Source organism: Peribacillus sp. NJ11, from assembly GCF_030348405.1.
Classification (GTDB): Bacteria; Bacillota; Bacilli; order Bacillales; family DSM-1321; genus Peribacillus.
Window position 1 is genome coordinate 1 of sequence record NZ_JAUCFO010000002.1, and the last position, 25149, is coordinate 25149.

The following is a 25149-nucleotide window of genomic DNA, read 5'->3' on the forward strand; positions in this document are numbered from 1 at the left end:
CTATTGTTAACTGTCAAACAACACTTTGTGATTGTGAAGTAACGAATATGGCAGGAAATGACTTTTCTATTAACCGAGGACAGGGCAATGCAGGAACAACTGTTACATTTAACGGAGTCGAACAAGATCCGCCTGGAGGAGTTAACTATAATGGTCTCTTCTGTTCGGACTGCACACCAACTAACAACTTCTTTACGTTTGAGTACGGTGGATCAATTGTTGTCCCTGCATTTACTTTCACGGCAACTACCTTTACCGTTCCTAGTTGTCCGGGTAGCACTGTGTCAATAACGGGTCAAGGAACTACCGACAACCCTGGTTTGTTTGGTGCTACTCCTGCGTACACCCTCAATGTGGACAATACAATGAATAACAAGAGCATTACTGTAATAATAACCGGAAACGGTAACACATTCATGTCGACAACAACACTTGGAAATGGTGAAATAGCTATCTCCGATTGCCCTTAAACTGGTTCTGGAACGAAAGTGATTTTCTAGAAATATAAAAGGTGCTCATGTTCATTTGTTTTCTTTTCAGACATACACCATTCGGGATTGTCATTGACAGTCTCGTTTTTTTGTTTGAAGAAAATTTAAAAAGAATTTGAGGAATGGTATACTGGGGCAAAAAAACTCCATAAAAATAGTTTACTAAGATACACTCAGTCTAAGGAGAAGGAACAGAATGAGTACGCGATACATGTGAGGTTGACATAACTAATCTTTTGGTAACTAAAAAAGTCCACGGGTGCGTTAGTTCTTTAAAGACTGTGCGATCAGCTCTTTTTCATATGCAACCAACAGGTGAGAAAGTTAAATAACTGACATATGAATCTTTTAGGTTTCACCGAACCTCTCTTAAATAAACATGTCCATTTCCAATCCCAATGATTTACATTCCTTAATCTTTTCGTTACGCGTAAACCCTGCTAAGACCGTGCATTGTTCATCTAAATAAAGTTTGTTAGGTTTAGACAGCAACTTTCATGTTTAAGGAATATATATATGGAGTCTCTTCTTAACAAATTAATCGCCTTTGTATCAGCCTAAAAAGTTAGTCAGAGGTTATTTGTGTTTATTAAATGCACATTCCTAATTGGTTGAATATTATATAGCAAACTTCCCCATCGCATAGGCTTCCAACTTCATAAACTGTCCCCAAGGGTACAGTTCCCTTCAGTACCCGCCGGATTTTTTTAGATTCTATGTTGGATATACAACCGTGTTTTAGGGAATGCTATTTACAAGTTATTTCCTTTTCCTCCAAAAATACAATTGATTGCCCTTGTATCACCCTGAATTTCCAAAGGTGGGTGCTGGGGCTCTTTTAGTTTTCATTACCCAAAAGTCATCAACGTAGCGTTTTTCTTACAATAATCATGGTGATGGTCATTATCGCATTTGTGGCTGTACACCCAATCAAAAAACACCCCCCTCAATTTTTGGGCTCTCTCGCCGGTATGCGGGTCAAAAGATGAACTTTTGACACACCAAGAGGGTTTTGGTGCTGAACCCATTAATGTCCCTTACGGTCTACTTACCGTTGACAGCCGCCATACGGGGCTTTCTTGTCTTTGTGAGAAGTCGTCGCCTCTTCGAGCTTGAAACGGAAGATTGAATTTGTGAGGTTTTTTTATTTGGCGAGTTAGTCTTTTAAAAAAGGGTGTTATATATATAGTATTCACACTAGACCGGGGATGCTTCATCAATCATAAAAAAGGGCTCTTTTAAACAAAAAATCCACTTATACCTAAGGACAAGTACACAATCTATCAAACTATTATTGAATAAAATATAGAAAACAATAGCTCGAAAAGCCTTTGTTCATTGTGTTTCTTTTAACAAAATTAGAAAGAGGGTGACTTATATCGATTTACCCAAATATTACCAATATTACACTGTTCATTTCTATTACTACTGAGCAAACTCTAATGGGACTCGCGCCTACGTAGCAAATAGCGGTATTGGTTTGGGTCGTTACACGGTATCAGTAACTCTTAAATTCCGGACTATAGGAAATAGATCGCTCGGAAGCACTAATGATATTCGGATTCTTTTCAAGTTCTTTAATCTGAAATTCAGTATATATATTTTTACTAATAGAAACCCTCCGTCCATACTCAATTACATCTATGGAAACATAAAAAAACCCGGATAAGGGACACTTTTTTTTGGTATCTGTTATCCGGGATATAGTTCAGTATGGTATCAAAGCACTTTCCATTTAACAAACTACCAATTACCCCAAAAGTTATTATCTCAGCGTTTCTTCTTACAACAATGATGGTGATGGTCCTTATGGCAGCACTTCTTCTTGCAACAATGATGGTGATGGTCCTTATGGCAGCACTTCTTCTTGCAACAATGATGGTGATGGTCCTTATGGCAGCACTTCTTCTTACAACAATGATGGTGATGGTCCTCATGGCAGCACTTCTTCTTACAACAATGATGGTGATGGTCCTCATTGCAACACTTCTTTTTACAACAATGATGGTGATGGTCCTCATGGCAGCACTTCTTTTTACAACAATGATGGTGATGGTCCTCATGGCAGCACTTCTTCTTACAACAATGATGGTGATGGTCGCCAACGCAGCATTTTCTTTTACAACAATCAGCTTGAGAAGACATAGAAATATTACTCCTTTCTATTCCATTTGCTATCAATATATGAAAAGCAAATAAAAAGGAAAGTATACTTGTCCATATTGATAAAAAAAGTTATTCATTATTAGTTAACATAATGTCAATTTAAAAGAAGTTATCATAATTTTATACATCCCTGATTTTTTAGGTAGCCTGAAAGACACTAAAGCTTTTCAACACGTTGTTCGTCTCTTCTTCTGTAATCCCAAAATAGCGTAAGATAACTGAAGGGTGCAAATGAAGCAGGAATCCTTGTAGCATGGCAATATCCATAGTGACCTTGTAAAACCAATAGCCAAGCGTTTTTCGTAAGGTATGGTTCCCGACATGTTCCACCCCAGCGAAGTCTGCCGCTTTATTTAACTGCCGGTAGGCCTGAGAAGGGGTAAATAGGGCCGCCTCCCTTGCGAGATGGGAATAAATAGGACTCAGACCTCCTGGACGAAATTCGCGATATACATATCGTGGATTTTTTGCGTTTTGCCTTCTTTAACCCGGAGAATCTTGTTTGTTTTCCCTTTGAGTTTCAGGATTAACTGCATATTCAACCGAAGAAGATCCCCGACGGAGCCCACCACCGCTATAAACGGCCCTTTCTTTTTGGAGAATATCCAAATAATGAAAACACATTGGTTCTTGCCCAACAAAATGCGCACTAAAGTCAAAGTAACTTCAAGGGAGGGTGATTTCAGAACCATTGAAAAACTAATATGGTGGACAAAAATTATGAGTGAAAAAAACCATAAACATAACTGTAAGGAAGATAAAAATTATGATGATTGTAAGTTTAAACAAGATGAATGTAAGCGTATTCCAACTCCAGTGTGAAAAGGCTGAAAAAAAAGGAAGTAGTAGCCGACTACTCCCTCATTTCTAAGTAAATTTATTAGGTTGTTACGTGCCATCGTTTTCACCTCCTAATCTTTATTGATTAGGATTCTGATTCATTTATATCTGTAATTTATGTAAAGTAATAAAAATATTGTTATTAAGAAAATAACGGCAGAGAGGGTATATCGTAATTGAATGAAGCAACGAGCAAGGATCGCTGGTGGAAGTGATATTGGTGACTAAGTTGCCTTGCTCTTAATATTATATTCTTCAAACCGCCTTATGTTACACATAAGACACAATGTGCGATATGAAAATTAGGGGGAATTAATGATGGAAAAGGAATTTAAAATTTTCACATTCGGCCATAGCGAGGGAGCAGAAATTATAGCATCAAATTCTTGAAAGAAGCAGTGATGTAATCTTCACTGAGTACAATGACTATTTAAACATTGATGATATGGGTATCTAGTGGCATCAGAATTACTGAGTAAAATGGCGATCAAATAACAAAGAAGCATTCAAACTTCAATTGTTTTTATCCCCATATCAAGGATTAGTGAAAGACACTAAAATTTTTAATATGTTGTTGGCATAGTCATAGACCTCTTAGAATCAATTCGCGATATACATGTCGCGGAATTGGCCGCCTCGTATTTGGCCGATGAAGACAGGGAGGTTTTCCTCATCATGATGCTCAATACCAAGAACCAAGTGGTCGGGCTTCATCGGGCATGTGGAAAGTCTGAATGCAAGAGTCGTCCATCCGGCGACCCGGCCCCAAACCGGGAAGACATAGACTTGACAAAGCGATTGGCCGAACGGGCGAATACTAGGCATTGAACTCTTTGACTATGTGATTGTCAGCCCTCTTTTAAACCATGTTAGTTTGAAGGGAGGGCAAAGGGGATTCTCCTTTGTCTGAAAGGAGAAATTGAATGAACAGGATTGAATGGATTAGTAACACAATAGTGATGAATTCGGCAGCGGGTTACTATGTAGGGAAAGATGTGACGGATGAAAAGGGAATGGGGCCCTATGATAGATTTAGTGGGTATATCCGGGAGGATGCAGAGCAGTCGCTGAAGGACTTTAACAAAATAAGAAAGGCTACATCATCAGATAAAGAGTGAATTGGTTCCTTTATTCTTTAGGAATTAAAATCACACTTAGTAACTTCCCAATATGGATATTTGATACAACAGAGCAACCTCGTTTTCCAACGTTCGGATTCCATTTTGTGAAAGATGAAGTTAACATAGATGCGGTTATTCCAACACCGATCCATCTTTTCAAAAATATATTTAAAACGATGATTCAAGCCCATGATTTACGACATATGAACGAAGAAACGATTGAACGCACAATTCAAATTCCGACTGGTCACATCAACGCCACTGATTTTAAACTTAATGAGGATGAAATCGTCTTTCTCTAAAAATCGGGCTATACCTCTACAAAGGAATTTTTGTCGAAGTGGGATTTGGAACAATATAAGGTCAAGCGAATAACAAAGAGGAAAGAATAGATAGAGAAAAAAACGCTATCGCTTCAAAACGGATGCATTTTAAAAAATCTTGGACGCTGTTCAAGGTTTTTTTGGTTTTTCTTGTATTATTGTAACGCTCCCGATAAGTATTTGTTTCCTAGAAGAAACAAATAGAAGGTTCAAGAGAAAAATATTCAGAGCAATAGAAGTAATCGAGAAAAGAGAATTAAACCAATTTATTACAATGAAAGAATTAGAAAACTTTGTATTAAAATTGCAAACTCTAGTCACTTAAAACGGATCTAGAGGAGGAATTAATAAAAGCTTAAATTATAGGTCTTCGTATGATTTAGAGCTTAAATTATGATGTGTTTTAAACGAAATTAATATACCAAGAGTACAAAAGTAGTCTGTCTACAGTAGACAAGGTGGCTTTTAGATTATGAGTAGCAACTTCATAAAAACAAATGGAAAACAAAAAAACCGGAGAAACTCACCTTCCCGTTCTGACCACATATTATACACTAGTCCCTTCTCAAAACGTATTCGAATATTTTGTACACAAGGCAGAGAAAATCTTCTTTCTTCCTTTCCAGAGCGTTTTTGAGAGGAAGTTAAGTATGTCGAAGAAAAGGTGAATCCAATTTAAACTGAAAATATATAGGAGTGATAAATTTGCGTCTTATTTTATTATCTGGTGGTTCAGGAAAGCGCCTCTGGCCTTTATCAAATAATTCCCGTTCAAAACAGTTTTTAAAGTTATTGCCGGCTGGGCAAGAACCGTATAAGCATATCTCTATGATTCAACGCGTTTGGCAACAACTCCATAAAGCTAATCTTGCTGAACGTACCATTGTATCTACAAGTAAATCTCAGGTTGATATGATAAATAGCCAGTTGGGTTCTGATATACCTTTAATTATTGAACCGAGCCGACGCGATACCTATCCAGCCATTGCATTAGCCTCTATATATTTATATTCTGTAGAGGGTATTGATCCCGATGAAGTGGTGGCAGTTGTGCCAGTTGACCCATATGCAGGAGAGGAGTTTTTCCACCATGTGAATGCTTTAGAAAATGTTGTGAATCATTCAAATGCTGATCTTGCATTAGTTGGGATTCAGCCAACATTTCCATCAGAAAAATATGGATATATAGTACCCGATAGTTCGCAAATGATAAACCATGACGAAGGTTATCAAAATGTTAGCTATTTTACAGAAAAACCAAATCAAGAAAATGCTAGGCGATTACTTACTGAAGGAGCATTGTGGAATGGTGGAGTATTTGCATTTAAACTTGGATTTTTACTAAATCATATAAAATCACAAGGGCTGCCACTAAGATATGACGAAATGATAAAACAGTTTACTCATTTACCCAAAAATAGTTTCGATTATGAAGTAGTTGAAAAAACAAAGAGTATTGTTGTTGTACCTTATAAAGGGGAATGGAAAGACCTTGGTACATGGAATACACTCACAGAAGAAATGGATACACCCCTAATTGGCAAAGGAAGTATTAGTTCGGATTGTCAGAATGTGCATGTTATTAATGAACTAGATATTCCTGTATCAGTATTAGGTTTATCTAATCTTGTAGTTGTGGTGAGCCCTGATGGTATTCTTGTGACAGATAAAGAGGCTAGTCCGCGAGTCAAGGAGATCGCAAATCAGTTTGAGGAGCGTCCTATGTATGAAGAACGTCGCTGGGGTTGGTATCGCGTATTGGATTATATTAAATTTAATGATGGAAATGAAGTGCTAACTAAACGAATTGGTGTAACGGCCAGCAAAAATCTCAGTTATCAGAAACATTTCCATCGTAGCGAGGTTTGGACCATTATTAGTGGAACAGGTTTGTTTGTACTTAATGATAAGATCATGGAAGTAAAGCCGGGTGACGTACTACAAATTCCAGTAGGAGCCAAACACGGTATTAAAGCCATAACAGATTTAGAAATTATCGAGGTACAGACCGGCACAGAACTCATTGAGGAAGACATCGTCCGTATTTTTATGACATGGGAAGAAGTCGAAGCCAATTGTACGCGTGTAGCAAGAGAATAATATTGTGTCAGAAAACACGCCTTCATCTATATATCCTCTATTATTTGGTGGGTTGGAGCCTTTAGGACTTCCTGAACTAATTCACCAACTCCAGTGACAGGAAAATTTCTTGTTTATTTTAAATTTTATTTGTACTGCTATTTTTGTGAAGCTTGGTTAGTAATGGGCCGGACAGCTATCGTACTGCATGCATTTCGCCTCGGTCCAGGTTACCATAAGTCAAACACGTACTGGTGTAGAATTTAGCTTAGTACGCGGGAGATTGCGTTCTAGTTCCCATTTATTGTATTCCGATTGATGTTCCAGATTCGTCTTGTTTTGACGTTCACCAAAAAGCGTAATTTGCGTAGTTCAGTTGAACTAAGATTTACTTAGGAATAGGAACCCAGATTTAAAATATAGTTGCGGCATTTTTCGATCTACTCAACTAAGGCGTGCCCCGAAAGGAGGAAACAAACGTGGTCGCGGGTATTATCCATTACTAAGATGCAGCTGTTTTGGACGATAAACAGGATTGTAGAAGAAATCAACCTTGAATTTCACATAAATAATCCGCTAGTCATAATATAAGTGAAAATGGAAGGATGCCGATTTAATAAAATGAAACCTACCGAGTTTGTAACCATTTTCCATTCTTGCTAGGGAGAAACTCATGTTTGCCTTTGTTCCTTAACTTAATTGAAAACCAAACTTATCCAGCTTCTCACATCAAGATCTATATACGTACAAACAACAATCGAGATCAAACAGCAGTATTGCTTATGCAGTCGATAGAAAAAGTAAAGGATAAGTATTCGGAGATCTACTTCGATTCGAGCGATGTTGAGGAACCCGTCCGTAGAATGGGCAAAAGCAAGAGGGACTCACTATTTTGTGGTTGATTACGATAACTTTATTGTGCCTGACACACTTGAAACGCATCTTGAGACCAGGTTGTCAGTTATTGGACCATTGCTACGATTGAGTGATAAAACCTAATTCCAACTATCACTACGTTACTGATGAAAATGGTTAATACAAACATTCAAACTTATATTTTGGGATATTAAACCCACGATTTAGGGACTGATTGAGGTGAAAATGATTCACTGCACCTACTTGGTTCGGAATGAAGTTTTGGATCAGGTCAGTTATTTGGACGGCATTGTTGATTGGTATGATTATGATAATATTTAGTGATATTTTGAGAAAATTAGATATAACACAGTATATCGACAATCGTCTTATTTATGGAAAAACTTACTTTTACTGATACGGAGGAATAATTTAAATCAATGAATATCACGATTTAACCTAATTTTTTCGGAGCGGGCAAATGAATGAAGTGCTCGAGGTTGAATTTCATATTAATACAACTAAAAATACATGTTGGTTCATTGGAAAATTCCTAATTGCTCACCCATTGTATTATTAACTACTTAACTACCCCCTCACCAAATCCATGTATAAGTACCCGAAAACACTTATTTTCTGCTGATTTTAAAATTTTAGGTAATAAATCTGCACCAGTTACTCTTATAAAGATTTTATCTTTTACGATGTGTTATTCCACTAAATGATGAAATGATAAAAATTCCTATTTAATGCGTAATTTTAATTCTCATATTTTACTTTTTCCTTAGGTTCACCCATGGGAATCTATGAATGGCCAATAACTTAAGGAACTTAATGTCTAGTATCCATTTCTGTAAGTGTAGCTTTAGATTTTTTGCTTGCACAAAAAAGAGTACCTGTATGGATGCAAAAATTTGGTCTTGAATGGCTTTATAGATTTTTGCAAGAACCGTAAAGAATGTTTAGTTGATATTTTATTAGAGATAGCAATTTTTGATTTAAGAAATTAGATAGATTTTAAATAAGCATAATAAATGATCGGTAGGAGATAGAAATGAAAAGAGCGTTAATTACTGGTATTACAGGACAAGATGGAGCATATTTAGCACAATAGAATTCCTAGGGAATGAAAATCGGGTAGATTTAATTGAAGGAGATATGACTGACTCTTCGTCTTTAATTAGAGCGCTAAAAATTTCTGAAGCAAATGAAGTTTATAATTTAGCGGCTCAAAGTTTTGTAGGAACATCATGGGATCAACCTATACTTACAGCTGAAGTAACAGGAGTTGGAGTAGTCAATTTATTGGAAGCGATAAGATTGAACAATCCTTCCGTTAAATTTAACCAAGCGTCAACGAGTGAAATGTTTGGTTTAATTCAAGATGAAAAGCAATCGGAATCAACACTATTTTTATCCTAGAAGTCCTTATGGAGTAGCGAAATTGTACGGTTATTGGATCACTATCGCGAAAGTTTTAATATACATGCTTTATGTGGCATCTTATTTAACCATGAATCACCTTTAAGAGGGATTGAATTTGTTACTCGAAAAGTTACAGATGCTGTAGCTAGAATTAAATTAGGATTACAAGAGGAGTTACAATTAGGAAATATAGATGCAAAGCGAAATTGGGGTTTTGCTGGTGACTACGTAGAAGCAATGTGGTTAATGCTTCAGCAGGAAAATGCAGACGATTATGTAATTGCCACTGGAGAAACTACAACAGTTAGAGATATGTGTAAAATCGCTTTTGAATATGTTGGTCTAAAATATGAAGAGTATGTTGTCATTGATCCAAAATTCTATAGACCTGCAGAAGTTGAGGTGCTACTGGGAAATCCTGCTAAGGCACAAGAGGAATTGAGCTGGAAGGCAACAACCTCTTTAAAGCAATTAGAAAAAAGAAATAGCAACTAAACGATAGTATGAAGGTGATGATTCGTGGCAGCCTATCAATCTTACCTATATTAGGAGGAATGGATTACTGACTTGGCTGTTTTTCAATTTTCAGAATCAGGTATGGAATTGATCGAATTGCAGAATAGCGTTACAGTTGTTGAAGTGAAAAGCAAAACAGAGGCTGACTTTACTGTCAGCTCCTCTTTCGAAATTAAGGGGTAAGTAAAAAAATAAATGCTTGAACTGTCCAAGCAATGAGACCCATGTAAAACACCATTACTAGGCTACCTTTGTTTCGTAAACGAGCGGACTGAGGTAGCCTAATTTCGTTTGTATTCTTTCTAAGTTATACTTTTTGATAATTATTTCTTCCTTTCATTACTTACCCTCATATATTTTCGTGACAACTACTTCAATGAAGCTGATTTCCTTTTGCTTTTTGCTAAATATGGTTGTTTCATCTTGATATGGATTGGAATTCGTCCATCATTTTTTTTTGACGATTATATAATTGAAAGAATTGATTGACTTCCTCTGAAATCCGCTTTCTTTTCCAAGCAGTACAAAAACATTTGTCTGATAAATCTTGTAGTTGCCTTACACATTGAGGAAAATGCTCGTCATTTAATGGTTTGTACTCCAGATATATAAAATAGATTTCCGCTTCTGTGAATATTTGGGAAAACATCTCAATTCTCTGATTAATGAACTTTTGCAGTTCATTAACATTCTTCATTAATCTGTATACAGTATCTGCAATGGTTTGGTCGTCACCTATTTTGAACTCAGCCTCTAACATAGTAAGAAAAGCCTTTAAATAGTTTGTAAGTGACGATTGATAGTAGTAAACCGATCTTAATGAATGCAATGCACTTTCCTCATTATACAGGCGATTCAATATAGATCACCTCTTTAGTTTATTTATAACTGCAATCTCGTGGCCTTAGCAGTCGCAATCGCAATCGCAGTCGCAATCGCAATTATCTTTATCTTTATTTTTGTCTTTATTTTTATTTTTGTCTTTATTTTTATCTTTATTTTTATGTTTTTTATGACGATCAAATTTATGAGAATCATCGAAGAAATCCAACACATTCTCTAATTTATTTAGTAAAAGCCACTCTTTCATTACAATGGTTTCAAGCAGCTGATTGACCCCTTTATTAAACTTAATGATTTCTTCATTTTTCGGGCAGGTAGGAAAGTCTAAACATTTCCCTACAAATGCTTGGATTTTCTCTGCTTCCGCGTTCATAATATGGGACAAAGCGATTTCCTCTAACGCAATCGATTCCAGTAAATCAATCGTCACTTCTTTTTTATTAGGGCGATGGGGCTCTTGTGGGATTGTAGGCATACTCATATTACAGGCTCCTCCTTTATTTATCTGTACCCTTTTAAACTATGACCCATTTTGTTGATTGGAACCTAATTGCCAAGCACTTTATCTACGAAAGAAGCCCATTTAATTCGAGTTGTTGTGATATAGGTTGAAAACGTAATTTTATTTATCATTCAGCAGTTTATTCCTAAGGAGTAAAAAATTCTTTTTAATTTGTTTATTAAAAAAGGGTTTTCTAAGGAACTCACCCAGAAAAAACCAAGAGAACATGAAAGTAGTTATATCCGCAAAAAAGCTGACTCTTGGTATCAAATTTCTCCAGATGACATTTTTTATCCTCTGATATGATGTGATTTTATTTTGCGCATTATTATCTATGAGGATTTTTTTATTCTTTTTCACGGTTTGGGAATAGATTTAACAACCTATCTGAGAAAGAGTTAGCTTGGTTCGGCTATGGAGATAATTAAATTCGAAACCAATTATTGGATGTTGCTTATATTTCGACAAGTAAAAAACATATGGATATCATTCAAAACAGTCAATTAGGAGCCCAAGTACCGCTAATCTTAGAACCGGAGGGAAGAGATACCTTTCCGGCAATTGTTTTAGCTGCAACATATTTGTAATTCAATTATTGGTAAATCTAAATGAAGTAATCACTGTAATGCCTGTTGACCGTTTGTGGAAGATCAGTTTTTTGATAAAGTCAAAGATTTAGAGGAGGTTATCGGGCAATCAGGTATGAATTGCTTAATGGGTGTAAATCCTTCCTATGCTTAAACGAAATATGGTTATATTATTTCGGCGCAGTATGATGAGATTATTCATCACATGAAAGGCTACCGAAAAAAAGCTTTAGTTAAGAAATAATCGAATAGACTGAACAGATTGCAGTTATTCCGTAGGAAGGACTTGGGGACCTGGAACACTTAAACCAAGGATATGCAAACGCCAGTCATCGGCAGGGGGGACGTGAGTGATGACTGTAGCAACATGCATTTGATCAATGAATTAGACAGCCCTATCATGGTATTAGGTGCTTCGAATATGGTCTTAGCAACATGCCACGATGGCATTTTGGTTTCAGATAAATGAAAAGCACCAAATCAAAGAGAATGGTAAAGGATGCAATCAAAGGCATGTATGAAGAACGCCACTTGGATGGTAAAGATCCACCGACAGAACGAAAGCACTTACAAAACGGCAATGTGTGGTGGCAGGGCAAAACACTTGCTACCGAAAACACCATAAACGAAGCGAAATATGGGTATCGGTGCGAGCGAAGGAGAATTTGTTCAGGATGATGAAGTATTTTATGTGAAAAAGGGTGATGAATTGAATATACCTGACGGTGGAAAACAATGAATCAAAGCAACCAAGGATCTTGAAAATATTGAAGTGCAGATAGGGAATAGGGAGTGAGCTTGAGGAAGTGGATATTGTCGTTTGTTTATTCATGGGAAGAGATGAAGGTATCGATTGATCATAAGAGAATGTTATAAATTCAAGATAGCTTCTTTGTTGAGAAATTAATATGAACATATATAAAGGAAACAGATAATGTAAGCAAAATATATTACTTGAATTAATGCCATAGATTGACCTTGAATTTTCAATACTTCTAAAGATTTTCAAAATTCTTTAATAAAAAGTTCGGTATTCTTTTAGTTTTCATAAAATAATTTACATGCGTATTCATATGATGTTAATTCAGGCAAAGGAAAGAAAACTTACCTACAGGATTTAATTGAACTAATCAATGTGTTGCATATTGATATTTGAAATGTTTAAAATTACCAATTTAAGATGAGAGGAGCATTCTAATGAATGATTTGGAAATGCCACTGGTAAGCATCATTACCCCTTCCTTCAATCAAGCAGCTTTTATTGAAGAAACAATCGAAAGTGTACGGATGCAGGATTATCCCTACATTGAACATATTGTTGTAGACGGTGGTTCGACAGACGGTACACAAGAGATTTTGAAAAAATACAGTGATTTAGGAGATCGGTTTCGATACGTCTCCGAACCGGATCGCGGTCAATCCGATGCCATCAATAAAGGCTTAAAAATGGCTAAAGGGGAGATTATTGGCTGGCTAAATTCGGATGATCCCTATTTGCCAAGAGCTGTCAGTAAGGCGGTGAATGCTCTTAAGGAACATCCGGAGTGGGCCATGGTGTACGGCAATGCCTATCAAATAGATAAAAACAGTAAAATAATGAACCCTTATCCTGTTCAACCATTTGACCGAAAAGCCTTGTTTCAGTTTTGTATCATCTGCCAACCTGCTGCATTCGTCCGAAAGAATATATTTGAAACTATAGGCGGAGTCGATGAAACTCTCGATTTTTGTATGGATTATGATTTATGGATGAGAATCTCAAAAAAATATTCTATAGGATATATACCCGATTACTTGGCCAATTCCCGAGTACACCCTGATTGCAAATCTGTCGTTCATATTGTGGATAAGGGTTTCCCGGAAATTATAAAGTCCAGCATAAAACACTATGGTACGGTTGCAAACGATTGGCTTTGTCATTATCTGGAGCATCATTCAAAAATAGGTGTATTTTGGTATCTGAATTTGTTTAAAAAATATGAAATTCTGGGTTCTTCTCCCGAAGTGTCAGATATGAACAGGTATTTGGATTTATGGGTACCACCGAATTTCCGTATTTCCATTCAAAGTGGGTTACAAAATCCACCGGCCATTTTGTTGATCAAAGGAAGGAATCATATATTGGATAATATGTCTGCCACCGTTTCAGTAAATAATGACAGTTTACAAAACTATACCATCCCGAAAAGAGAATTTGACATTGAAATCCCCCTTCATTCAAATGTTCCTAATACTGTTGTTGAAATCGTCAGCAATAAACATGTTGTTCCTTCCGAGCTAGGTATAAATTCCGATACACGCTCCCTAAGTTTTATTATTGAACAAGTGATCCCCTTATCAGCGGAAGAATACAAATTTTATAAAGAATTTCAAAAAGGCCCTTTATACGCTTCAGCATGGTTACAGAAAAATCGGAATCCAATCCCTCCTGCATTATAAGTTAGTCCGCGTTGCATAAATAATGAGAGAGAAGGGAAAGCATGCGAATTTTATATTTAGCAGTACATGACGTACTGGAATATTGAGTTGAAAATTTTTACTGAGTTAGGACACGAATGCTTTTCGCATGGAGCATATCACCGTCCGCATATAGGGAATGCATTCCGTCCTCCAATACCTGAAATGGCCTATGATCCGCATTTCGCAGATATGTTTAATTTTTACCAAAAAGATGATCTGCATCCTGAAATGATTGAAGATAAAGACGTAATCATTATCATGCATGACCCTTCACTAGTCATGAAAAATTGGGAAAAGATTAAGCACAAACGAGTTATTTGGCGATCAATCGGTCAATCTTATCCCGTGATTGAAAACATGCTTCTTCCGTATCGGCAGCAGGGGATGGAAATTGTCAGGTATTCTCCAAGGGAAAAGTTGATACCCGGGTATATGGGAGAAGATGCTATGATTCGGTTTTACAAAGATCCGGAGGAGTATGATAGTTGGGAAGGTAGTAAATGCCAAATTATTACAGCTAGTCAATCCATGCAAAAAAAATTGGATCGTTTCCAACTACAATTTATTCCATCTTGCTTGTAAAGGGTTTCCGGTCAAATTGTTTGGTCCGGGTAATGAGGGGGCACCCGAGAGTGGAGGAATGCTTTCATATGAACAGATGAAACAGGAGATGAGGGAAAATCGCGCATTTTTTTTTTCTATACAGGTACCCGGATAACGAGTTATACTCTTGGGTTTATTGAGGCATTTATGACAGGCATTCCAATCGTTTCCGTTTCTGAAATGTAAGGCAACTATCCACTTCTTCAACAACGTACCTTTGAAGTTCATGAAATAATTGAAAATGGAAAAGAAGGGTTTGTTTCCGATAGTGTTCTGGAATTACGGAAATCTTTATCTGAATTACTGAACAATCATGAATTTGCAAAAGAGATCAGTCAAAATGCGAGAAAAAAAGCAATTCAATTGTTTGGTAAAGAAAAGATAAAAGAACAGTGGAAAGAATACTTGAGCAAAGGATAAATGATTACTTTTCTATATGGATTAAAATGTGTTGAAGTTTACTAAATTAGTATGGAGGGATGTTATGAGCAATATAGGTAGTGATACTTTCTTTAAAATTTTTGGCAGCGGTGCCTTTAATGGTGAAGCACCTTATTACACCAGCTCTGATGTTGAGGCATTGATCGCCTTTTCACGAACCTTTTATCCTAAAACAGTAATTGAGATTGGCATTCAACAGGGGGCCACAGCGAAATGTATTTTAGACAATAGCCCATGGATTGAAAAATATGTAGGTATAGACGTAATACCTACTCATATTACTACATTAGCTATTCAACGAGGGGAAGTTCCTCAAATAGCTGGAGAACGTGTGAAGGACGATTCACGAGTGGAATTGATTGTGAAACCTAATGGTTCACGGGATGTGCAACCATCTGATCTCCCTGCAGCAGATTTAATATTTATCGATGGTGATCATTCAAAGGTGGGTGTATTATTAGATACTATTTTAGCTCGACAAGTAATTCGGCAAGGTGGAATTATTTGTTGGCACGACTACAGAAATCACCTTGTGCCCGACGTGACGGCAGTAATTGATAGCTTGAATATAAAAGAAGGGGATCATATTTGTTTGATCGAGAATACCATGTTATGTTTTCAGTTTTGCAGGGAAGGGCGATAATTCAGGCCTTTACTCTTTAGACTATCTTAACAAGGGAGATTGATAATATGGTTCAACCTTCAGGGATTTTGTGGGCAGGTCCCATTGGTGATATGGGGGGGTACGGCATTGTTTCAAGGAATTACTTAAGAGCATTGCAACAGGTTGGTCTCCCCTTACACGTGGCGAATATTGCACTCACTCATAAAGAAATTGGAGAAGAGGATATGAACTTCTTGTCTAATATTCAACGTTTAAACAGCGATCCGGGTGATGACCCTGTTCTTATGATTCATGGTACACCGGAGTCATTTGTCGGTATAGAAAAAGACGGTTTTAAAAAAACCATTGGAATTACCTTATTCGAAACGGACCGCATACCACTGCATTGGGCAAATTTTTGCAATGAAATGGATGAGATTTGGGTACCCACTCAATTTAATTATCGGACATTCACAGAATCCGGTGTCGATCCCTCAAAAGTACACGTCATTCATTATCCGATTGAGAGTGGCCAATATACGAAACCATTTGATCCATACCCTTTTCCTGCTGAAGTGAAGTCCTTTAAGTTTTTGTACACGTTAGCGTTTGATTACCGCAAAGGGCTGGATTTACTTATTCCGAGCTATTGTGAAGAATTTTCGGATACCGATGATGTTAGCCTGATTGTAAAGATATACGTCCCGGACTGGATTAGCCAGGAGAATGTTTCTGAATTGGTCTCTTCGTATATACCGAACAAGGAAAATAATCCCCATATCCATTTTATCATTGAAAATACCCCGAGAGAAGACCTTCTGTCCTTATATTCAAGCTGCACCTGCTATGTTTCTACTGAAAGGGCCTGCGGATGGGGGATGCCCCAGATGGAGATGATGGCGATGGGAAAACCAGTCATATCCATTAATTGGGGGGGGGTCACAGAGTTTATGAATGATCATAATGGTTTTCTAATAAAACCAGAGCCGGAATTAGAATTAGTGCATCCTGAGTTGCAACGGACAAGAATTATTCATTATTATGGGCATAAATGGGCAAAAGTAAAAGAACAAAGTGTAAGAATTGTAATGCGGGAAGCGTTTGAAAACCACAAAAAAAGAGAAGAAATTTCATTTCAGGCAAAACAAGACATAAAAGATCACTTCTCTCCACAGGTTATTGCAGAGCAAATGAAAGCAAGATTATTTTCCTAAGTTTGATTTCCCTATATGAAGGATGATGGCGAAGTTGCCTGAACCTTACATGTAAGGATTTTTTTTATATTAAAAAAAGAAATGATCTGTCCCTAGATAAAGAGAATATAAGACAGTGATGACAGCATAAACAATACAGAGGAATTTCTTTATCAAAGTAGACTGGGAGGACATCATGAAACGAACTTTAATTACAGGTATCACTGGTCAGGATGGTTCATATTTGGCTGAATTTCTCCTTGAAAAAGGGTATAAAGTTTATGGATTAGAAAGGAGAACTTCCACCCAGAATCATGAGAATATTAAACATATCGTAAACGAAATCGAATTAATTCCGGGGGATTTGTCAGACTTGCCTTCTTTGATACGGTCCGTCAAGCTTTCTTCACCTGATGAAGTATATAACCTTGGCGCTCAATCATTTGTAGCTGATTCATGGTCACAGCCTGTTTATACAGGGGATGTCACGGGCCTTGGGGTATTAAATATGTTGGAGGCCGTAAGGGGAGTGAAACCGGAAGCCAAGTTTTATCAAGCTTCAAGCTCCGAAATGTTTGGAAAGGTAGTAGAAATCCCGCAAAAAGAATCTACCCCGTTTTATCCGCGCAGCCCTTATGCTGTGGCTAAAGTATTCGGCCATGGGATTACGGTGAATTATCGTGAGAGCTATGATTTATTTGCTTGTTCGGGTATTCTTTTCAATCATGAATCGCCGCGACGAGGAATACAATTTGTTACACGTAAAGTAACTGACGCTGTAGCAAGAATCAAATGCGGACTCCAAACAGAAATTCGGCTTGGCAACCTTGATGCAAAACGGGACTGGGGCTTTGCAGGGGATTATGTAAAAGCCATGTGGCTCATGCTTCAGCAGGAAAAACCGGACGATTTTGTCGTTGCAACAGGAAAAACCCATACGGTGCGTCGTCTTGTCGAAATCGCCTTTGATTATGTCGGGCTGAAATGGGAAGATCATGTCATTCAAGACCCTGCATTTATGAGGCCTACAGAAGTGGATTTGCTGCTAGGCAACCCCGAAAAAGCACGAAAAACATTAGGCTGGGAGCCGGAAGTCACCTTTGAAGGCTTAATAGAAATGATGGTGGATTATGATCTGAAAAAGTATAGAGGATTGTAAATGAAGGCGCTTATTACCGGTGTCACTGGGTTTGTCGGGAAACATCTTGAAGCTTTTTTGCAGGATAAAGCCGATGTTTACGGGACCTCAAGGGTACCCAGGAGCAAGAAACATATTTATCAATTGAATTTATTGTCCGAGACTGAGACGCTTAAATTGATTGACAACATTAAACCTACACATATTTTTCATCTAGCAGGATTAAGCAATGTAAAAGAATCATGGGATGATAAAGTGGTTTTTATTGAAGGAAATGTGATCGGGACGATTCATTTACTGGAAGCAGTCAGAAAAGTGAATGACCAAATAAAGGTGATCACGGTAGGGTCTTCTGAAGAGTACGGAATCCTTCCAGAAGGAGTAGAGAAAGTACTGGAGGAAACACCATTGCAGCCAATAAATCCATATGGGATAAGTAAAAGTGCTATAAGCATGCTTGTGAAATTATATGATAAATCGTATGGATTGAACGTGACGCATGCCAGGCCTTTTAATCATATCGGGCCCGGACAGAGGTTAGGATTCGTAACAACCGATTTTGCCCATCAAATTGCCCTTATTAATAAAGGGCTAGTAAAAGATTGTAAAATAAATATCGGAAATTTACAAATCGAAAGGGATTTCACAGATGTAAGAGATATGGTTGAAGCATATTATGAAATTGGGCGTTTTGGCAGAGCAGGGGAAGTTTATAATGTATGCTCTGGAAGAGGGGTTTACATTCAGGATCTTTTACAGATTCTTTTATCTTTTTCAGCTAAAAAGATTGAACTGGTCGTTGATCAAAATAGAATGAGAGTAGCGGATATCCCAAGATTGGTAGGAGACCCCGGGAAATTGTTCGATGCAACAGGATGGAAACCAAAACGGAAGTTTGAGGATACATTAAGGGACATTTATAATGAGTGGTTAAATTAACGAAGGGAGTCATTTATTAAGGGTTTATTGTTATAGCCTATTAATGAAAGAGGATTAATCTCTGTATGTAGAAAAAGCACAAATTAAGAACGCTATAATATAATTGAATAATTTGGAAATGGTTAATAAAGGGAATTTGAGAAAGGGTGTCCTATGGACTATTATAGTCAGATTGGTCAGGATAAATATATTAATGAAAGAATATTTAGAGGAATGGAAAATGGCTTTTTTGTGGATATTGGAGCACATGATGGAATAACATTCAGCAATAGTTATTTTTTTGAAAAGCATAAAAACTGGAAGGGAATCTGTGTTGAACCACTGCCGGAAGTGTTTGAATTATTAAGGAAAAATAGGCAGAGCATTTGTGTAGAAGGTGCAGTATCGACTGAAGATGGATATCAGGAATTTTTACACGTTCATGGGAGAACAGGAACAGAAATGCTTAGCGGTCTTGTTAATAAATATAATGCCCAGGATAAAGGAAGAATCAATCAAGAAATTCAAGAATTTGGAGGGAATTCAAAAATAATTAAAGTAAAAACGTTTACACTGCAATCCATTTTAGATCGTCATAATATTACAGAAATTGATTTGTGTAGTATTGACACTGAAGGGGCTGAAATGGCGGTTATTCAGTCGATTGATTTTAATAAAGTGAAGATTGAATGCATTGTAACAGAAAATAATTATGGAGAAAAAAATGTGGAAGAGTACTTAAAATTGCAAGGTTTCAGATTAGTGGAAAAGCTAGATTTTGATGATATTTATCTTCATTATAATAGTAAATTTTCAATCGTTTAACTAAGAAAACTAAAAAACTGAGAAAAAGGTTAATAAAAAATTCAGGTAATCAAGTAAAAGTTATTTAATATGTTCATAAGGAAGGTACCACTGCGCTTGAGAAAAATCTTTATTTATCTAAGCCTGGGGGAACGGTTTAATGGGCAGATGCATTGCACCCGTCAGCTAATTTTGATAAGAACTTACAAAACGCCTTCCTGTTAGTTATGCGTATATGGAGGAATGTTATGGAACAGTTGAAGGATAAGAAAGTAATGGTGACCGGGGGTGCAGGCTTTCTCGGTTCCCACGTAGTAGAGAGATTGAGGCATATGGCGTGCAGCCAAATTATTGTGCCGCGTAGCAGACAGCATGATTTGCGCAACCCGCAGACGGCCATGTCACTGATGGAGGAGACAAAACCGGATATTGTCATCCATTTGGCAGCTTCAGTCGGTGGCATCGAGGCGAATCGAAAAAATCCAGGATCGTTTTTCTATGATAATTTATCAATGGGTATTCATCTGATGGAAGCGGCAAGACTAGCAAATGTAGATAAATTCGTGGCTTGTGGGTCCATCTGCTCCTATCCAAAGTTTGCGTCCGTTCCGTTTAAGGAAGATGAATTATGGGATGGATATCCTGAGGAAACGAATGCTCCCTATGGGTTAGCAAAGAAAATGCTGCTGGTACAGAGTCAGGCATACAGACAGCAGTATAATTTTAACTCGATTTTTCTACTTCCCGTAAACTTATATGGACCCCGGGATAACTTCGATTTGGAGACTTCTCATGTGATTCCGGCTCTAATACGGAAATGTTTAGAGGCGGAAGAACAGGGAAAGGATCATATTCCTGTATGGGGGAGCGGGAAGGCAACGAGAGAGTTTCTCTTTGTAGAAGATGCCGCAGAAGCAATTCTGCTGGCAACAGCACGTTATAATGGCGCAGAACCTGTAAACATCGGTACAGGGACAGAAATTTCAATTAAAGACTTGACCGAGTTAATTGCAAAACAAACAGGTTTTACAGGTCGAATACTCTGGGAGCCTACTAAGCCTGACGGCCAACCGCGGAGAAGACTCGATATACAAAGAGCCAAGGAAAGTTTTGGTTTTGAAGCAAAAGTAAGTCTGGAAAAAGGATTGAAAAAAACAATAGATTGGTTTATAAATCAGGATCCAACTAAAAATAACAGAGTGAAAAAACCCTGAACTATAGCCCGAATAATAGAAACACAAAAAGGTTTCTTTAGTCGGGTTTTATGTATAAAGCTTAACTTTTATAAAAATTATTCATTGTAAGGGAGACTAAGTTTCTCCTTACAATGAATAAAGGAGATTATTTAAGGAAGTGGAGTAATCGCGATCAAATCAAGGACATTTTCAAACTTAAATTGAAGTAGCATTTCCTTTTTGATGACGTCACGAAGGGTTCTCTGAACACTCGCATCTACAGTTAGTAGGTCAGCTACCGAAACTACTGCAGGGGAGAACGTTGTTGTTGTGCCTTCCAGAGTGCCGAGAACAAATTGTAGCTTCTCTGCTTCAGCATTGATGATGTGCGCTAATGCGAGCTCTTCAAGGGCAATTGAAGCTAGAAGCAAAGGAACTGTCTGCCCCGTAGTAATCGAAATCGTTGGTGTAATATTAGGAATATTGGCTTGAGACATTAATTTCACCTCTTTTCTTTAGTTACAATTGTAGTATATAGAGCCGGGCTTGGTCCTGACATACCTATTTTATAAGTAAGCGATTTTTTTCGGTTTCTTTAAAACACAAACCCCCCCAGGAACCTGGAGGGAAACATGACAAAATAAAGCCTTATACTTAATACATGTAATCAACCAATAGCGCCAGGTGTAGTAAGTACATCTAATAAATCGAGAATGTCTTCAAATTTGAATTGAAGCAGCATTTCCTTCTTGCACGATAAGAAGGGTTTCCTAGCTCTTTGGTTCGCATCAAGAAGGTTTGATAATGACAACACTGCAGGGGAAATCTAGGTTCCAGGTAAAGTTCCTAGAACACGTGGAAGACATTTTGCAGAAGTATTCATGATGTGAGCAAGAGCTCAAGGGCAATGGAAATCAGTATAAAGGGATAGTGTGGGCAGTTATATTCGAAATGGTCGGTGTGAAATTTGGAATAAAGGCTTGAGACATAATAATACCTCTCTTTCATGACCCCGATATTCCACTATAATTATATTTTGTATTTGTTAAAGTTTACTGGTAGTTAAAAAAATCTTGGTAACTAACGTTGCATTATCACAATTTTCAGGGAGTTTCCCAAAGATATCCTCATTCTTTATCATCAACTCACGCAGAGCCTTTACAGGCGAATCAAATGTATCTGACAGACTTATAGCTAGTGCATAACTTCTTGCAGCATCCTCGATTTCCCCTAATTTTTCGAGACAGCATCCTTTATAGTACATAGCCTGAAAGCTTCCTACTCCCTGTAAGGTAAGATGCTGTAAATTATCCTCTCCCAGGTCAAGGCAGTGGTCAAACACCTCCAAAGCTTCTTTGAACATATCTCTAACGTATAGAATCAGGCCCTTATAAAAATGCAAATCGACGTAATCCGGATAGAGGGTTATTGCTCTGTCGATGCCCTGCCATGCCCCGTCAATACTGCCTGAGTTGATCAAAATGGAATACTTTAACCGGTACAGCAGGGATGGAGGTGTTTTTAATTCTTTTAGGAATCCCATGATTGAACGATTGACATAGTCAAATGCCTTGTCAAATTTTTTTGCCCGGTAGTATTCACTTGCAATGTGGTATTCCATCCATGGGCTGTACTCTTTTTGTTTGAGTTCTTTTTTGAGCATGCTGAGATTTCGTTCGAATTTCTTTTTTGATTCATTCATAGAATCCAGGTATCCATAATGGTATAACTTAATGGGAACCGTCTTCATGGCAGGGACTTCATCGAAATCCGCGAAGACTTCGTTCACGTTGAGCATTTCATGGATATTGTTATGGAATTTGAACCCCTTATTGTTTTTGAAAAGGCGGGCATGCGCAATGTCGAATGTTTTTGTCGGATCCGGTTTATCACCATAATAATTAATCAAATGAATGGACATAAAATAATCATCCGAGTAGAGGATATCCCGCAGCTTATATACATCACTGGCTTCTACCTCTTCATCCGCATCCAGCCATAAAATCCAGTCTCCGGTTGCACGCTCAATGCCATAGTTTCGGGCGTCTGAAAAGCTCCCGTTCCAGGGGAAACTTAACACCTGAGCGCCGAATGACTTACAGATTTCAATAGTTCGGTCTGAAGACCCCGTATCTACGATAATCATTTCATCCACAACACCCTTTACACTGCTTAGGCAGCGTTCAATAAATTCCTCTTCATCTTTCACAATCATACATAGCGATAAACGGCGAAAATCCATTTTTTTTTCCTCCTTCTAATAATCAATGGGTCAATATCTATCCTATGAGTCCAATCGGGCAAAAGTTACTTTTTGGAACCTTGGGGGACCGCCTTCCATATAATATGTGGGGAAAAAAAGAAGAACGAACTAAACTTTTTCTAAAGAAACAGGATGGGCCGAGGAGCTGCCTAGCGCACAAAAACCCCTCCAGGAAAATGGAGAGGTTTAGGGCAAAAACTGCTATATTTATTCAATCTCTTGAAATATAATCGAGAATTACTAAGGAATTGGACATTCGAATTCGATAGTGACATCTGTGAAAACCGTTACTCCTGCAATTGTAACGGAAGCTCGTATTGTTACAAAATTTGGACCTGGTGCTCCAGTAGGCGTAACCAAAACGCTAAAGATACCACCAGGACCTGTAACGGTAGTTGGAGGGAGACCTATTAGGCTTGCACCTGGAGAAGAGGCAATTACTTCAAGATTTACTTGGGCACCTACTATTGGTAGGCCAAGGGCGCCAAATAACGCACCTGAAATAAGAGTAGGTACGCCACACTCTGCACCAGTAACAGGAGGAATTGATATACCTCCTGGTGTTGTGATACCAGTTAGTAAATCCAGTGTGTTTTCAAATTTGAATTCCAACAGCATTTCTTTCTTGATTACGTCACGAAGAGTTGTTTGAACACTTGCGTCAACAGCAAGAAGATCGGATATCGAAACCACTGCAGGAGAAAGCGGAGTTCCACCAGGTAATGTTCCTAAAACGAGTTGAAGCTTCTCTGCTTCAGCATTCACAATGTGAGCAAGAGCTAATTCTTCAAGGGCAATGGAGCTTAAAAGTAACGGAATTGTTTGTTCTACAGTAACTGAAATAAGCGGAGTGATATTAGGGATATTGGCTTGAGACATTTTATCATCTCTCTTTCTTTTGAGTTATTATAGTGTATTGGACAACCCCTTTAAAAGACACGGCTAGTTCTATATTTTTCTATCTTTTTATTCTTATATGGAATGTCAATAAACAATACCCTGGTGTTTAAAGTTTCTTCATTACAATCCTCCAAAGATTGTATTCATGATTTACGCAGATCGTCAATATAAAAGAACGAACATTAGTTCGAATTTTGCAGCTTGTGCATAAGAAGTGTAACCGCCTGGATTTGCCCAATTTTTCGAGGCAGCAACCTTAGTACAAAGCATGGAAGATGCCTACTCCTATATGGAAAGAAGCTGCAAATTTTCTTTGATATATTAGATAAAACCTTTGGAGAAATGCAAATCTTCATAATATGGATTGAGGGAACCTTTCAATACCGAGCCATGCTCCGTAAATCCTTTTAGAACTGATCAATATTGAATACTCTAATTGGTACAGCAAAGAAGTTCGGCTGTCTTTAATTGTTTTGCTTAGATTACGTTCAAATCCAAATTTCCGTAATGATATACCTAAAAAGGAGTAGTCTTGATGATTTGGCTGTGTCCTTTGTAGTGAAGACTTCATTTACATTGAGAATTTCATGGATCTTTTAATGAATTTCATTTCTTGATGTATTTCGGAATACGGGATATCGAACGTTGTACCCGAGGCTGAGCTGTCACCATAATATTACATGAAAAGACAATAGAGGGTCATCGAAATGGATATCACGCAGGTTGTCATATCGGAAGTTCGTTTGTATCCAGCCATAAAATCCAGTCCCCTGTTGCGCTCCAAACCGAAGTTGCGGTCATCTGCAGATACAATATTCATTTCATCCACAAATTAGGGAGTCCCCATTATATTCCCCGTTTACAACCATGAATAGCGACAAGAAACTTCAAACATTTATGAT

At 37.6% G+C, this 25149-nt stretch carries 22 protein-coding genes and 1 pseudogene; 18 read left to right on the forward strand and 5 right to left on the reverse strand.

What is annotated here, in order from left to right; genetic code table 11:
• From QUF86_RS26780 to QUF86_RS26825, 10 genes and pseudogenes are all read left to right on the forward strand, one after another.
• The coding region (locus tag QUF86_RS26780; protein WP_289336309.1) for a hypothetical protein at positions 1-470 on the forward strand (470 nt) is incomplete at its 5' end.
• A gap of 1830 nt (positions 471-2300) precedes the next feature.
• The gene (locus QUF86_RS26785) at positions 2301-2690 is read left to right on the forward strand and encodes a hypothetical protein (RefSeq protein WP_289336310.1); all 390 of its coding nucleotides are present in this window, start codon (positions 2301-2303) and stop codon (positions 2688-2690) included.
• Positions 2691-3269: 579 nt separating this feature from the next.
• Positions 3270-3479: a hypothetical protein gene (locus tag QUF86_RS26790; RefSeq protein WP_289336311.1), complete on the forward strand. Its 210-nt coding sequence runs from the start codon at positions 3270-3272 to the stop codon at positions 3477-3479.
• Positions 3480-4172: 693 nt separating this feature from the next.
• Positions 4173-4325: a hypothetical protein gene (locus tag QUF86_RS26795; protein WP_289318838.1), complete on the forward strand. Its 153-nt coding sequence runs from the start codon at positions 4173-4175 to the stop codon at positions 4323-4325.
• A 95-nt stretch (positions 4326-4420) separates the two neighbouring features.
• A complete protein-coding gene (locus QUF86_RS26800) occupies positions 4421-4615 on the forward strand; it encodes a hypothetical protein (protein ID WP_289336312.1) in 195 nt (64 codons plus the stop codon).
• Between the two features lie 107 nt (positions 4616-4722).
• On the forward strand, positions 4723-4920 hold the full coding sequence (locus tag QUF86_RS26805) for a hypothetical protein (RefSeq protein ID WP_289318840.1): 198 nt from the start codon (positions 4723-4725) through the stop codon (positions 4918-4920).
• 726 nt (positions 4921-5646) lie between these two features.
• Entirely contained in the window at positions 5647-7041 is a 1395-nt protein-coding gene (locus tag QUF86_RS26810; protein WP_289318841.1) for a sugar phosphate nucleotidyltransferase, read from the forward strand.
• Positions 7042-8749: 1708 nt separating this feature from the next.
• A complete protein-coding gene (locus QUF86_RS26815; protein WP_421157290.1) occupies positions 8750-8830 on the forward strand; it encodes a WecB/TagA/CpsF family glycosyltransferase in 81 nt (26 codons plus the stop codon).
• A 203-nt stretch (positions 8831-9033) separates the two neighbouring features.
• A pseudogene (locus QUF86_RS26820) lies at positions 9034-9795 on the forward strand (GDP-mannose 4,6-dehydratase).
• 72 nt (positions 9796-9867) lie between these two features.
• On the forward strand, positions 9868-9999 hold the full coding sequence (locus tag QUF86_RS26825; protein ID WP_421157212.1) for a hypothetical protein: 132 nt from the start codon (positions 9868-9870) through the stop codon (positions 9997-9999).
• A gap of 235 nt (positions 10000-10234) precedes the next feature.
• On the opposite strand, the gene QUF86_RS26830 is transcribed toward QUF86_RS26825, so the two are convergent.
• Together QUF86_RS26830 and QUF86_RS26835 are read right to left on the reverse strand one after the other, a co-directional pair.
• The gene (locus tag QUF86_RS26830; RefSeq protein ID WP_289318843.1) at positions 10235-10675 is read right to left on the reverse strand and encodes a hypothetical protein; all 441 of its coding nucleotides are present in this window, start codon (positions 10673-10675) and stop codon (positions 10235-10237) included.
• A 45-nt stretch (positions 10676-10720) separates the two neighbouring features.
• On the reverse strand, positions 10721-11140 hold the full coding sequence (locus tag QUF86_RS26835; protein ID WP_289318844.1) for an alpha-helical endospore appendage domain-containing protein: 420 nt from the start codon (positions 11138-11140) through the stop codon (positions 10721-10723).
• Between the two features lie 1805 nt (positions 11141-12945).
• Here QUF86_RS26835 and QUF86_RS26840 point away from each other — a divergent pair.
• The 8 genes from QUF86_RS26840 to QUF86_RS26875 all read left to right on the forward strand — a co-directional run bounded on the left by QUF86_RS26840 (position 12946) and on the right by QUF86_RS26875 (position 21123).
• On the forward strand, positions 12946-14187 hold the full coding sequence (locus tag QUF86_RS26840; protein WP_289336313.1) for a glycosyltransferase family 2 protein: 1242 nt from the start codon (positions 12946-12948) through the stop codon (positions 14185-14187).
• Between the two features lie 87 nt (positions 14188-14274).
• A complete protein-coding gene (locus QUF86_RS26845) occupies positions 14275-14790 on the forward strand; it encodes a hypothetical protein (RefSeq protein ID WP_289336314.1) in 516 nt (171 codons plus the stop codon).
• Positions 14791-15295: 505 nt separating this feature from the next.
• Positions 15296-15895 carry a class I SAM-dependent methyltransferase gene (locus QUF86_RS26850; protein WP_289336315.1) on the forward strand — a complete coding sequence of 200 codons (600 nt, stop codon included), beginning with the start codon at positions 15296-15298 and terminating at the stop codon, positions 15893-15895.
• 47 nt (positions 15896-15942) lie between these two features.
• On the forward strand, positions 15943-17070 hold the full coding sequence (locus QUF86_RS26855; protein WP_289318851.1) for a glycosyltransferase family 4 protein: 1128 nt from the start codon (positions 15943-15945) through the stop codon (positions 17068-17070).
• Positions 17071-17245: 175 nt separating this feature from the next.
• On the forward strand, positions 17246-18208 hold the full coding sequence (gmd, locus tag QUF86_RS26860) for a GDP-mannose 4,6-dehydratase (RefSeq protein WP_289336316.1): 963 nt from the start codon (positions 17246-17248) through the stop codon (positions 18206-18208).
• Positions 18209-19126 (forward strand): GDP-mannose 4,6-dehydratase, encoded by a 918-nt coding sequence (locus tag QUF86_RS26865; protein ID WP_289318853.1) that lies wholly within the window; start codon positions 18209-18211, stop codon positions 19124-19126.
• A 153-nt stretch (positions 19127-19279) separates the two neighbouring features.
• On the forward strand, positions 19280-19930 hold the full coding sequence (locus QUF86_RS26870) for an FkbM family methyltransferase (protein ID WP_289336317.1): 651 nt from the start codon (positions 19280-19282) through the stop codon (positions 19928-19930).
• A 227-nt stretch (positions 19931-20157) separates the two neighbouring features.
• Complete coding sequence (locus QUF86_RS26875; protein ID WP_289318855.1) at positions 20158-21123, forward strand: GDP-L-fucose synthase family protein; 966 nt, start codon at positions 20158-20160, stop codon at positions 21121-21123.
• 131 nt (positions 21124-21254) lie between these two features.
• Here QUF86_RS26875 and QUF86_RS26880 read toward each other — a convergent pair whose 3' ends face one another.
• From QUF86_RS26880 to QUF86_RS28785, 3 genes are all read right to left on the reverse strand, one after another.
• Entirely contained in the window at positions 21255-21581 is a 327-nt protein-coding gene (locus QUF86_RS26880; RefSeq protein ID WP_289318856.1) for an alpha-helical endospore appendage domain-containing protein, read from the reverse strand.
• Positions 21582-22129: 548 nt separating this feature from the next.
• Complete coding sequence (locus QUF86_RS26885) at positions 22130-23326, reverse strand: TPR domain-containing glycosyltransferase (RefSeq protein ID WP_289318858.1); 1197 nt, start codon at positions 23324-23326, stop codon at positions 22130-22132.
• Positions 23327-23587: 261 nt separating this feature from the next.
• Positions 23588-24226: an alpha-helical endospore appendage domain-containing protein gene (locus QUF86_RS28785; protein ID WP_353957711.1), complete on the reverse strand. Its 639-nt coding sequence runs from the start codon at positions 24224-24226 to the stop codon at positions 23588-23590.
• Between the last annotated feature and the right edge of the window lie 923 nt (positions 24227-25149).